Below are 12,268 nucleotides of genomic sequence, written 5' to 3'. Positions count from 1 at the left end.
TGCCAGTTTAGGCGCAGTGTTTTTGATGCTCTGCTTATTGCAGATCAAACATATGTTTGCGGACTACTACCTCCAAACGCCAAAAATGCTGGCGGGACGCGGAGAATATCTTCACATGGGACGGGCACAACATGCAGCGGTGCATGTAGTGGGCTCTGTCCTTGTGTTTTTGCTGTTCGGCGCGCCCTGGGCCTTTATTCTGATCATCGCCGCGTTGGAATGGATCGTTCATTTCAACATTGATTTCGCCAAGGCCAGTTATTCCGACAAAAAGCAACTGGTACCGACGCAATCGGCCTTCTGGCGTGCTGCCGGTCTAGACCAATGCCTGCACAATCTGACGTATGTCGCTATGGTCTGGGCTTGGGTAAAATTTGCGGTTTAGGCCACGTCAACAAGGCCGGATCGACTGTAGATCGACAACCACATGTCATCCAGCACATCCAGCTTCTCAACGTCAAAATTGTCTGCATGTTCCCAATACCGACCACTCGGAACATAATATCCCAGATCCCGTTCGCACCGCAAAACGTTGTCCATCCCATCCGTCGATGGCAACTGAGGTGACATCAAAGAGGTCGTGGAAACTGAGGGGTAGACCAACCTGCTGCACCCTTGCGACAGCCGCACGACCCGGCAGCCCTGCGCAGCCCCGAACAAGCCCAGACGCGCGGACTTGGCCTCGAGCGATCTAAGCGTGACATCATCACGCAAGGGATCGGCGGCCCCGCGACCGTAGAAATGCGTCTTGCCTACTTTCGGGTAAATCATGTCGCAGCCAAAGTAGGCTAGAACCGCCGGGCGCAGCGATGCCAAAGCCCAATACCCAGCCGTCAAGGCCATCGTCCCGCCCGCATAGACGAAACCGCCATAAGCATTTTGCAGCGGAACATACTCCGAGGCCTCGACAATGCGCTGACCCGGATCTGACGCGGCAGGTCTGTTATCGACCGGAAAATCCTCGGGGTGAATCAACACATCCCAATCCGGTCGGACACGCCAGGCATTATTGATGGCGACTATATGGGTAAAGGGCGCGCGGGGCCACTGTCGGGCGGCCACTGCGCTTGGGGCGCTGCCCAGTATCAGAACTCGGTTCCTCGGTTCGGTCATTCTGGGCTCCGTCCCATTCTGCTCCCGGAATTCTAGAGCGATTCAGCCTGACGGCTAGCCCAGAACCGAAAAACTGCTTTCTTCGTTAATGGGGCGCTTACGAGAATAGAACCCCACGTCGATCATTCGCTTGATATAGGGCAGTTCGAATTGCAGCGGTTGCGTGTCGTGATCTGCACCGCCCTCGCAATAGTTGATCAGCGCGGCCATCATCTTGCCGGCAATTGGCGCGTTCTTGTACTGGTTCCCGCTGGTCCCGCAGGCCATGTAGAACCCCGGCAGGCTGGATTTGTCGTAGATCGGAATCCAGTCGGTCGACGCATCATACAAGTCCACCACTCCGCGCGTTTTCGAGGGAATGCCAAGGCTGGGCACCCGTTGTGCATAGCGCATCGCCTGAGTGGTCCACTGATCGGTGAAGTCGCGGTTGTAGTGCACGTCATCCTCGCACCACTGATGCGGATCGCATTCGGGATCTTCCGAGCCAACAAGGATGTGGTTGCCATGTTCCGGCCGGCAGTAAAGCGCGATATCGCTGTCCGACACGATGGTGCCGTCGTTTTCGAAATCAAACCCTTCGGGCGCGGGGACGTGCACCACCTCTTGCCGCAGGGGGCGGGTTTCGATGGTCATGTCATCCAGCACACCCGCCATACCGTTGATGATGGCCGAGCCCGGCCCAGCCACATTCACCACCACCTTGGCACGGATTTCCTCACCCGAGGCCAGCTTGACCCCGGCCACGCGCCCGTCCTCGGTCAGAATCTCGACCACTTCGGCCCCGGTGCATACTTCGGCCCCGTTCAATTTGGCCGCGTCCATCAGGTTCTGCGCCGACAGTGCCGGGTCGGTAACGTAGCCCGCTTGCGGCCAGAACACCCCGCCCTGCATCTTGCCCCCGTTGGGCTGGCCAAATTCCGGGTCATCCATGCGTTTGGGCGGCGTGAAACTGTCCAGCGAATAGACAGGCAAGCGCTCGGTGATCTTCTCAGGCGACCATTCCTCAAACGGGCAATCCAGATCAGCGCTGTTTTTCATATGCTTGTCCAGCATCCCGTTGGCATCGGTCTTCATCACCAGACACCCCGTCTCGCGGAACTGCGCCAGATTGGCATCAGCGGGCAGGCCCAGATAGGCAGCCCAGTCGCGCCAATAGTGATACCCCTCCCACGCGAACGCAGTGCCGTCGAAGGTCGAATAGTGCATTCGAATGATGGCGCAGGACCCGGCTGTGGACCCGTGCCCGACCTGAGCGTTGCGGTCCAGTGACAGGGTTTTCCATCCTGCCTTGGCCATCTCGAATGCGACGGCAGCCCCGATCACTCCGGTGCCGATGATGATTGCGTCAGGTTGACTCATGACGTGTTCTTCTCCCAGTAAAACCGCGAATAGGCGCTGAACTCCTCGATCTCTTCGTCGAGCGGTTCCACACCAGTGAAAACAAACAGGTAGTGAGAGACCAACGACAGCCGCAGCGACATCGGCTCATTTAGCTGCGCCAAATCGTACCCGATCTGCATGTAGTAGAGCACGCGCGCCCGCGTCTCGGCCTCGGTCTCATCATAGTCATAGCGGATGAACATTGCCCGCAGCGCCGCCAGCCGCCGTGCATCTGACTGATCCAGCATTCGCCGTACCTTGCCCGACCGCCGCGCCCAGTCGCGCATGGCAAAATCCAGCGCGGTATCGAAGAGTTCAGAGTTCACGACACAACGCTGCACATTGCAAACAGCGGCGGTGATCGTTGCGGCAGGGAGTTCGGATTGGGCGATCAGGGCCGCCGTATTGGTCGCCTGCCATTTGGCGAGCAACGCATCCAACAGCTCCTGCCGGGACTTGAAATACCAATAGAAAGACGACCGCGACACGGCCATACGCTCGGCCAGGTTCATCACCTTGACCTGCTCGACCCCGTCCGAGATCAGCACGTCCATCGCGACATTCAGCCAGTCGTCCCGCGTGACCTTGATATTGCCGACCAAAGGTTCGGCATCCGGATCATCACGGTGAAGAATGGGTTTGGTGTTCATTCAACTCTCCGGCGGCGCGCCGCCCTCGGCGGTCCTGCGCGCGATGAAATCCTGCAAGGCACCCAGCTGGTCGCTGTTGCTGCTGGGGGGCTTGAAATCATTAAGGATACCCTTCCAAACTTCGGTGGCGCGGTGATTGGCATCGACCGAGCCACGCTCGGTCCACGTCCCGAAATTGGCGTAGTCATGGACATGGGGCTGATAGAATTCGGTGTTGTACCGTTCCATAGTCTGGGTTGAGGCAAAGAAATGCCCGCTAGGGTCGACCTCGCTCAGCGCGGTGTCAAAACCAATCTCGGCAGCGCCGGCCTGAGCGCCTGCGCAAAGCTCGGCCACCATGTTCAGCACCTCGGCGTCACAGACAAGCTTTTCGAATGAAACGGACAGCCCGCCCTCCAACCATCCTGCCGCGTGTATGATCACGGTGGCCCCGGCCATTAGACAGCCCCACAGGCCAAACTGGTTCTCATTCGCCGCCTGCACATCGTTAATGTTTGAAGCCGATCCCGCAGCGGATCGCCATGGCAAGCCCAAATGCCGCGCGAGTTGCCCTGCAGCCAGTGACGCTTGAAAATGCGAGGGCGTCCCGAAAGCAGGGGCGCCCGATTTCATGTCCACGTTGCTGGTGAACGTGCCATAGCAAACTGGCGCGCCGGGTTTGGTCAGTTGGGTCAGGGTCAATGCCGCCAGAGCCTCGGCATGGGACAGTGTGATCGCGCCCGCCACGGTGATCGGGGCCATTGCTCCCATCAGGGTAAAAGGCGTGATAATCGACATCTGCCCATGCCGCGCAAAATCGATCAGCCCCTGTGCCATGGGGATATCCAGCGTGCGCGGGCTGTTGGTATTGATGATCGTGTAACAATGCGGGTTTGTACGGAATTCGTCATCGCTTAGCCCCCGCGCGGTCGAGAGCATTTCGAAACAATCCATCACCTGCGGCGTTCCGCGCGAGAAGAAGAAGGGGAACTTGTCTGTCAGTTCCATTTGCGCCTGCGTGGTGAAATAGTGCCGCAAATTGGTCGGCACATCCTGCGGCTCTACCTGGGGTGAGATCATCTGGAACACATCGAAATGATGCGTCAGCTTCAGGAAATCCAGATAATCCTGCCCCGTCGCAGGACGGCGACCCCTTTCCAGATCGGTGGCGTTTGGCGCCCCCGCCCCTGGCTGAAACACCAATGAGCCCAGCTCCAGCGTGAAATCGCGACCACGTGACCCGGCACGGCAGGCAATCGACTTGGGGGCCGAGGCGACGGCGGCCTCAACCATGTCGCGACCGATAAAAACCATTTCACTGCCTTCATCCACGCGCGCTCCAGCAGCGACATAGATACGACGTGCCTCCGGCAGCAGGACCTTGACCCCAAGTTCTTGCAGGATGCGCAGCGCAGTGTTGTGAATGTCCGCGATCTGATCTGCAGGGAACACTTCCATCTGCGGAAAGGGATTTCTGAGCTGGCGGTAGTTGACGTCGCGACTGGGCGGTGGCGCGGTGTCCCCACCGCGCCCACGCCGTCTTCGGCCCCGTTCAGACGTTTGCGCGTTCATGTTCAACCCCGCATCGCTTTGCCCTGCGGATCGTAGGGCGAAGCAGAAATGACCCGCGCGGGACGCTCGACGCCAACCACATGCACGGACAACTCGGTCCCCGGCTCGGCCTTGTCGCGGTTAACCAGGGCCATCGCCAGAGATTTGCCGGTGTAGTGCCCGTAGCCGCCCGAGGTCACAAAACCCACCCGCTCATCACTCGACCAGATCGGTTCATACCCGCTGGCATCCGCATCCAGCGCATCGACCTCTAGCGTGACCTGAACCTGCGCTGGTCCGTTGCCGTCGCGTTCGGCCATGGCGGCCTCTTTGCCCACAAAGGATTTGTCCCAGTCGATCCAACGATCCATCCCGGTCATGCCCGGCGTGTACGCCTGAGTAAATTCAGCCGACCAGATCCCAAAGCTTTTCTCAAGTCGCGTAGACAGCATCGCGTTAAAGCCACATTCGCGGATGCCTTCGTCAGCCCCGGCCTCAAGCAAAATTCGGCGCAGTTTGATGTGATCACCATAGCGGCAATTGATCTCATAGCCTTTCTCGCCCGTCACCGACATGCGGGCCACGCGCGCGCGGACCAGACCGATGTCGAAATCCCCACAGCCCATGAAAGGAAGGCTTGCGATATCCTGCTCGGCCAGTTTCTCGACCACCGCCTGCGACTTCGGTCCAACCACGGCGAATCCGCAATATTTCTCACCAAGATCGCGGACCGAGACACCGTCAATCATGTGGTCATCGAACCAGCGCATGTGCCAGGCCCGCAGGTAGTAGCTACCCATGATCCACCACGTTCCGTCGCCCCAGTTAAGGACAGTCAGATCACCTTTAAGCCGCCCGTTCTCGCCCAGCATCGGGGCAAGCTTGGCACGCCCCGGCGCAGGCAGTTTCGAAGCCATGACCTTGTCCAGCCAAAGCTGCGCATTGGGGCCGCTGACCTCGAAACGCGAAAAGCCGGAAATATCCAAAAGACCCGCACCTTCGCGGATCACCTTGCATTCCTCGGCCACAATGTCATGCGCGTTTGACCGTTTGAGCGTCGGCGTTTCCTCGAACCCTTTCGGCGCGAAATAGAGCGGCACCTCAAGATCCCAACTGACGCCCCACTTGCACCCGGCCTCGGTCATCGCGTCGTGCGCGGGGGCCATTTTCAGCGGGCGGCCTGCGGGCAGTTGCTCGTTCGGATAGGTCATCACGAAGCGGCGCGAATAGAACTGCCCCGTGGTTTCGCGGATATACCGCTTGTTCTGCGCAAAATCCCCGAAACGCGCCACATCCATCGGCCACGCATCCGCCTCGGGCTCGCCATGGATCATCCACTCGGCCAGTGTTTTGCCAACGCCGCCGCCCTGCAAGAACCCGGCCATCACCGCACAGGCCGACCAATAGCCGCGCTTGCCGGGCACCGGCCCGACCAGAGGGTTGCCATCCGGCGCAAAGGTAAACGCGCCGTTCACCCAGGTCTTGATGCCCACATTCTGGATCGACGGATACCGCTCAAAGCCCAGCGTCAGCTCATTCTCGATCCGATCCAGCTGTTCCTGAAACAGTTCCTCGCCATAGTTCCACGGCGCGCCATCCATCGCCCAGTGTTCATGCTCAACTTCATAAATACCGACCAGAACGCCTTTCTGGTCCTGCCGCATATAGGTGAACCCTTCTAGGTCCACGGTCATCGGCATCTCGAAATCCGCTTGCGCGACCTCGGGCACCGTGTCGGTGATTAGATAGTGGTGCTTGAGCGGCGAGACCGGCAATTCGACCCCGGCCATACGTCCCACCTGCTTGGCCCACAGACCCGCTGCGTTGACCACATGCTCGCAGGTGATGGTGCCTTTGTCGGTGACAACTAACCAACCATCGGCCGTCTGCGTCAGGCTTTCGACCTTGGTTTCCTCGTAATATTCCGCACCGCGCTTTTTGGCTGCTGTCGCATAGGCCTGCACCGTGCCGGTTGTGTCGATATATCCCTCGCGATCAGCCCACATTGCGCCCAACACGCCCTCGGTCGACATGATCGGACAACGCCTCTGCGCCTCTTCCGGGGTCAGCAACTCGCAATCATCAATGCCGATGGACTGGAAGATGCGGTAATTGGCCTGCAACCACTCCCAACGCTCGGGTGTACCAGCCAAAGTCAGACCACCAGTCATGTGCAGGCCGATATTCTGGCCGGATTCTTTCTCGATCTCGCTCAGCAGGTCGATTGTATAGGCTTGCAACGCCGCCATGTTGGGATCGGCGTTCAACGCATGGATACCGCCCGCCGCATGCCAAGACGACCCCGAGGCCAACCGCCGCCGTTCCAGCATAACCACATCCGACCAGCCAAACTTGGCCAGATGATACAATACAGACGCCCCCACGACGCCGCCCCCAATGACCACTACGCGATACTGAGATTTCATCTTGCCCTCCCCTGCATGGCTCGCGGGGAACGCTAGACGCACTGTTCATATCTGTCTAGACATTTCTGTACAGTTCTGAACTTTAGAACGCCTCTCGGGGTTCAATGGGCCTTAAAGCTGGGCGCTGTGGCGGCCGGCGACCTTATCGAACCACGCAAGCGTCGCCGAATTTTCCTGCGGGATCCGCATCTTGATCACCCGAGCGAAATCCACAAACACAAAGGTCGAGATATCGGCCAGCGTAAACTCTGGCCCAGCCACATTGGCACTGTCTTTCAGCCGATTTTCAAGCATCGCAAAGAACCGTTCCACCCGCTCGACCCCGCGCTGCGCCAGCTCGGGAATTTGGGCATAGTTTGCAGGACCGGGAATCGCTCGGCCTTCGAAAGCTGGATGCGCGTTGCGCAGCGCCTCGGCCACAGGGGCACCACCTTGCTGTTCGACGATGCTGTTCCACATCAAAACCAACCCTTTTTCATCCGGGGTACGCCCCATCAGCGGCGGTTCTGGGAACTGCGCCTCAAGATAGGCCGCGATTCCGAGGTTTTCGGTCAATACCGTCCCTTCATCTGTCACCAGCACGGGCAGCGTGGCATTGGGGTTGATCGCACAGAAGTCCTCAGCCAGCTGTTCCCCCTTTGCGATCGAGATATCGCGGGTCTCAATCTCCAGCCCTTTTTCAGAAATGAACATCCGCGCGCGGCGTGGGTTCGGGGCAGTCGAGCAATCGTAGAATAGCATTAGAGCCCCCTTCAGCGGCGATAAATGAAACAACGCCCTTCAACTGCTCCGTCTGGCAGGGGCAGTTCAGTCAGCCCATCGAAATACATCCGGTCGCTGGAGACCATCAACCCGCCCTCGGCCAGAAGCGGCTCGATCAACGGGGACACGAACCGGGCAAAAGCGTCGTTCTTTTCGCGGTTATGCCCGCCCAGATCGGCATGGATCAAACTGGCCGTAGCGCCGAATCGATCCAGCGATGCGGGCAACGTCTCGCGCACATCGCCCAAAATCACCAGATCTTCCGGCGGGGTCGAATCCGGGTGCGAGGCCACGGCGCGTTCGAACACATAGACCGGGCGGTTCCGCACATACTGCACCATGTGGTGATAAGTACGGCCATTACCCAGGCCCAGCTCGAACACCGGCCCGTCCATCCCCTGCGTTTGAGCGATGGCATAGTCCAGACAGGCCCGTTGCGAGACCATGCGGTCAATGAACAGATCGAGGCGGCTTTGGGGATCGGGCACGGGAAAATCTCTCCTTGATAGTTGCCGAAGCTTAATCAGGCATCGACGCCGCCTGTGATGACAAATCCTCAAGGGTTTGTGTAGGCAATTTCGCCTCAGTTTCATATTCCCGCGACATTTCAGCCCAAGAACGGGTTTGACTAATCAGGCCCAACCGCGCGAAACTGCGACAAAAAACACGGGGAGTTGATCAAGCCTATGCCGAGTGACGGCCGAACGGGTGGGAAACCCGCATGACTGCGTTGTTGTCTGTCAGGGACCTCAGCATCGGCTTCGGTGCGGGTGAGGCCGTGGTTCAGGGCGTCAGTTTCGACGTCGAGGCCGGGCAGACTTTGGCGTTGGTGGGCGAGTCCGGGTCTGGAAAAACCATCTCGTGCCGCGCAGCGCTTCGCATCCTGCCGCGCACGGCCCAGATACGCAGCGGCACCATTACTCTGAATGATTCCAAAGGATTGGAAGACCTGACGGCAATCAGTGAGCGCCAGATGCGTGACATTCGCGGCAATCGGGTCTCGATGATTTTTCAGGAACCGATGCGGTCGCTGTCGCCCTTGCACAAGATCGGCAATCAGGTCAGCGAGGTTCTGTGGCTGCATCGCGGCGCGTCCGAGGCGCAGGCCCGCAAAGAAGTTCTGACCCAGTTCGAACGCGTGGGCTTTCCTGACCCCCAGCGCGCCTATGATTCTTACCCGTTCGAGCTGTCCGGCGGCATGCGCCAACGTGCGATGATTGCCATGGCAATGGTTGCCAAGCCGGAACTGCTGATCGCGGATGAGCCAACCACCGCGCTGGATGTCACCACGCAGGCGCAGGTTTTGGGGTTGATCAAAGAGTTGCAGCGCGAGACGGGCATGGCGCTGATCCTTGTGACCCACGACCTGGGCGTCGTTGCCAATATGGCCGAACAAGTGGTCGTTATGCACAAGGGTAGGGTGATGGAATCCGGGGCGGCCGCGCCTATTTTGACCACACCTGCGCATCCCTACACCCAGCAATTGTTCAACGCCGCGCCCCAGATTCCCGACAAGGAAGCTGTTGGCATTCCGATGCCCGGCGAGGACCTAATCCTGCAAATGAACAGTGTCTCCAAAACCTATACCATGCGCTCCAGCAAAGGGTGGCAAGGTGACCGGCTGATCCATGCCTGTCGCGGTGTCGATCTGAATCTGGCACGTGGCAAGACACTGGCCATTGTCGGCGAAAGCGGATCAGGCAAAACCACGGCCGCCCGCATTGCGCTCGGGGCCGAGCCCCCCGATCCGGGCGGAGAGGTTCTGTTTCGCACCGCGCCCGACGCCGACCCGATCACGGTTCACCACATGACCCGCGCCCAGCGCACTGCGTTTCAGCGCAAGGCGCAGATGGTGTTTCAGGACCCCTACAGCTCGCTCAGCCCGCGGATGCGCATTCAGGACGCGATGACCGAGCCGTTGGAGATCCACAAGATCGGCTCGCCCGCTGAACAACGGGACAAAGCGGCCGAGATGCTGCAACGGGTCGGGCTGAACGCCGACATGCTGAAACGCTATCCTCACGCGTTTTCAGGCGGTCAGCGACAGCGCCTTTCCATCGCACGGGCGATGATGCTGGACCCACAGCTGATTGTCTGTGACGAGCCGACCTCGGCTTTGGATGTCTCGGTGCAGGAACAGATCCTGACGCTGCTGGAAAACCTGCAAGACAGCTTGAAACTGTCCTATTTCTTTATCTCGCACGACCTTGCGGTCGTGGCGCGCATCGCAGACGAAGTTGCAGTGATGCGCCGGGGCCTTGTGGTGGAACAAGCCCCGCCCGAGACACTGTTCTACAACCCGCACCACCCCTACACAAAGGCGCTGATCGCCGCACAACCGGAACCCGACATCAACCGGCCCATCGACCTGAATTTGGTTGCTTTGGGCGCCGGTTCGCCCGACAGTTGGGATGACGCCTTCCGATTTACCGACTCCGTGATACCATCATTGGTGGAAATGGAGCCCGGCCATAAGGTACGATGCCATGTTTAAGACCACTCGCCCCCTGATCCTGGCAGCCGCAATGTCGGCGCTGTGGTTTCTGCCCGCCACTGCAGAGACCCCCACCCCTCAGGAAAGCGCGTTCTGGGAAGACGAAGTGGCCGCCGGAAACATGCCTCCCGTCGCAGAACGCCTACCGGCTGAGCCGCTGGTGGTCGATCTGGCCGCCAAAGGGCGTGAGTTCGGAACGCCGGGCGGCACGTTGCGCACCATGGTGACGCGATCCAAGGACATTCGGCAGATGGTTGTCTATGGCTATGCCCGCCTGGTCGGTTTTGACGAAGATTACGAAATTGTCCCTGATCTGCTGGAATCCTTCACCAATGAAGACAACCGCAAATTCACCCTGAACCTGCGCGAAGGCCACAAATGGTCCGATGGGTCGCCCTTTACGTCCGAAGATTTTCGATACTGGTGGGAGGACGTAGCCAATAACGAATTGCTCAGCCCGTCGGGGCCGCCGGATTTCCTGATTGTCGAAGGCAAGAGCCCGACCGTCACTTTCCCTGATGAAACGACCATCGTGTTCGAATGGGCCGACCCGAACCCTGATTTCCTGCAATCACTGGCACAGGCGCGCCCGCCGTTCATCTACCGCCCATCCGCGTTTCTGAAACAATATCACGAGAGCTTCGCTGACGCCGATGAGCTGGCCTTTCAGGTCGAAGACGCCCGCGTCAAAAGCTGGGCGGCGCTACATAACAAGCTGGATAACCTCTATAAGTTCGACAATCACGAGTTGCCGACGCTGCAACCTTGGCTGAATGCCAGCTCGGGCAAAAAGATCCGGCACAACTTTGTCCGCAACCCCTATTACCACCGCATCGACAGCAAAGGTGTGCAACTACCCTATATCGACGTGGTCGAGATGGAGATCGTGGCACCCGGTCTGGTCGCCGCCAAGACCAATGCGGGCGAGACCGATTTGCAAGGGCGTGGGCTGGCGTTCCGGGACGCCTCGATCCTGAAAAAGGGTGAAGCCGGGGGGAATTACAAAACCCTGCTGTGGAAAACCGGTGTTGCCTCGCAGATTGCGATCTATCCCAACCTGAACTTTGCCGATGACGGATGGCGAGAAGTTCTGCGCGACGTGCGCGTGCGTCGCGCGCTGTCGCTGGCCATTGACCGCAAGACGATCAATCAGGCGCTGTACTTCAAACTGGCGCAACCGGGCGCGATGTCGGTTCTGCCTGCCTCACCCTTCTATGACGAGGAAAACGCCAAGGCCTGGGCGCAATATGACATCGAAACCGCAAACGCTTTGCTGGACGAAGCTGGCCTGAACCAGCGCGACAAGGATGGTATTCGTTTGCTACCCGATGGCCGCCCGATGGAGCTGATCATTGAAACCGCCGGTGAGCGGCAAGAGGTCGAGAACGCCTTGCAGATCGTTACCGACACATGGCGCGAGATAGGCGTCGATCTGGTGATGCGCCCGCTGGACCGGGACATCCTGCGGAACCGGGTGTTTGCGGGTAACACCATGGCCTCGGTCTGGTTTGGCTGGGATGACGGTATCCCGCAGGCCCACACCTCACCCGCCTATCTGGCACCCACCGATCAGGTGTTTCTGGCCTGGCCTAAATGGGGGCAGTATTACCAGACCGGCGGCGATGTCGGCGAAGCGCCCGATATGCCCGAGGCCGAGCGCCTGATGGAACTTGCCCATGACTGGGAAATCGCCACATCAGATGACGAACGCAAGGCCGTCTGGTCCGAGATGCTGAAGATACACGCCGATCAGCTTTATGCCATCGGCATTCTGAATGGCGCCCCGCAGCCCATCGTTGTGTCCAACCGCCTGCGCAACGTGCCCGAACAGGCCATGTGGGCATGGGAACCCGGCGCGCATTTCGGCATCCATCGCCCTGACGAGTTCTACTTCGCCGACTGACAGGAGCAGC

The 12,268-nt window shown here is 59.3% G+C and carries 10 protein-coding genes; 3 read left to right on the top strand and 7 right to left on the bottom strand.

Annotated elements, in window-relative coordinates; translation table 11 throughout:
• Window positions 1-25: 25 nt before the first annotated feature.
• Entirely contained in the window at window positions 26-385 is a 360-nt protein-coding gene (locus ACR0L1_RS15205) for a DUF3307 domain-containing protein (protein ID WP_480859864.1), read from the top strand.
• Here ACR0L1_RS15205 and ACR0L1_RS15200 read toward each other — a convergent pair.
• The 7 genes from ACR0L1_RS15200 to ACR0L1_RS15170 form a co-directional block, all read right to left on the bottom strand.
• A complete protein-coding gene (locus tag ACR0L1_RS15200; protein WP_170790335.1) occupies window positions 382-1,113 on the bottom strand; it encodes a hypothetical protein in 732 nt (243 codons plus the stop codon). The genes ACR0L1_RS15205 and ACR0L1_RS15200 overlap by 4 nt on opposite strands.
• A gap of 54 nt (window positions 1,114-1,167) precedes the next feature.
• A complete protein-coding gene (locus ACR0L1_RS15195) occupies window positions 1,168-2,472 on the bottom strand; it encodes an NAD(P)/FAD-dependent oxidoreductase (RefSeq protein WP_480859676.1) in 1,305 nt (434 codons plus the stop codon).
• A complete protein-coding gene (locus ACR0L1_RS15190) occupies window positions 2,469-3,143 on the bottom strand; it encodes a TetR/AcrR family transcriptional regulator (protein ID WP_170782943.1) in 675 nt (224 codons plus the stop codon). Before ACR0L1_RS15190 ends, ACR0L1_RS15195 begins: the two co-directional genes overlap by 4 nt.
• Window positions 3,144-4,694 carry a trimethylamine methyltransferase family protein gene (locus ACR0L1_RS15185; RefSeq protein WP_480859673.1) on the bottom strand — a complete coding sequence of 517 codons (1,551 nt, stop codon included), beginning with the start codon at window positions 4,692-4,694 and terminating at the stop codon, window positions 3,144-3,146. It abuts the gene before it with no gap.
• A gap of 2 nt (window positions 4,695-4,696) precedes the next feature.
• Window positions 4,697-7,099: a GcvT family protein gene (locus ACR0L1_RS15180; protein WP_480859672.1), complete on the bottom strand. Its 2,403-nt coding sequence runs from the start codon at window positions 7,097-7,099 to the stop codon at window positions 4,697-4,699.
• A 111-nt stretch (window positions 7,100-7,210) separates the two neighbouring features.
• Window positions 7,211-7,840 (bottom strand): glutathione S-transferase family protein, encoded by a 630-nt coding sequence (locus ACR0L1_RS15175; protein ID WP_480859670.1) that lies wholly within the window; start codon window positions 7,838-7,840, stop codon window positions 7,211-7,213.
• Window positions 7,841-7,851: 11 nt separating this feature from the next.
• Window positions 7,852-8,349: a class I SAM-dependent methyltransferase gene (locus ACR0L1_RS15170; protein ID WP_331252079.1), complete on the bottom strand. Its 498-nt coding sequence runs from the start codon at window positions 8,347-8,349 to the stop codon at window positions 7,852-7,854.
• 233 nt (window positions 8,350-8,582) lie between these two features.
• On the opposite strand from ACR0L1_RS15170, the gene ACR0L1_RS15165 reads away from it, so the two are divergent.
• Window positions 8,583-10,355, top strand: a complete 1,773-nt coding sequence (locus ACR0L1_RS15165; RefSeq protein ID WP_170769883.1) for an ABC transporter ATP-binding protein — start codon at window positions 8,583-8,585, stop codon at window positions 10,353-10,355.
• The gene (locus ACR0L1_RS15160) at window positions 10,348-12,258 is read left to right on the top strand and encodes an ABC transporter substrate-binding protein (RefSeq protein ID WP_170769882.1); all 1,911 of its coding nucleotides are present in this window, start codon (window positions 10,348-10,350) and stop codon (window positions 12,256-12,258) included. Before ACR0L1_RS15165 ends, ACR0L1_RS15160 begins: the two co-directional genes overlap by 8 nt.
• Window positions 12,259-12,268: the final 10 nt, after the last annotated feature.

The organism is Ruegeria sp. J8 (assembly GCF_056531925.1).
This window is presented reverse-complemented; position numbering and strand designations above follow the sequence as displayed.

Coding starts and splice junctions, on each gene's coding strand:
- ACR0L1_RS15205 (WP_480859864.1), top strand. CDS start 26: ATGCTCTGCTTATTGCAGATCAAACATATGTTTGCGGACTACTACCTC.
- ACR0L1_RS15200 (WP_170790335.1), bottom strand. CDS start 1,113: ATGACCGAACCGAGGAACCGAGTTCTGATACTGGGCAGCGCCCCAAGC.
- ACR0L1_RS15195 (WP_480859676.1), bottom strand. CDS start 2,472: ATGAGTCAACCTGACGCAATCATCATCGGCACCGGAGTGATCGGGGCT.
- ACR0L1_RS15190 (WP_170782943.1), bottom strand. CDS start 3,143: ATGAACACCAAACCCATTCTTCACCGTGATGATCCGGATGCCGAACCT.
- ACR0L1_RS15185 (WP_480859673.1), bottom strand. CDS start 4,694: ATGAACGCGCAAACGTCTGAACGGGGCCGAAGACGGCGTGGGCGCGGT.
- ACR0L1_RS15180 (WP_480859672.1), bottom strand. CDS start 7,099: ATGAAATCTCAGTATCGCGTAGTGGTCATTGGGGGCGGCGTCGTGGGG.
- ACR0L1_RS15175 (WP_480859670.1), bottom strand. CDS start 7,840: ATGCTATTCTACGATTGCTCGACTGCCCCGAACCCACGCCGCGCGCGG.
- ACR0L1_RS15165 (WP_170769883.1), top strand. CDS start 8,583: ATGACTGCGTTGTTGTCTGTCAGGGACCTCAGCATCGGCTTCGGTGCG.
- ACR0L1_RS15160 (WP_170769882.1), top strand. CDS start 10,348: ATGTTTAAGACCACTCGCCCCCTGATCCTGGCAGCCGCAATGTCGGCG.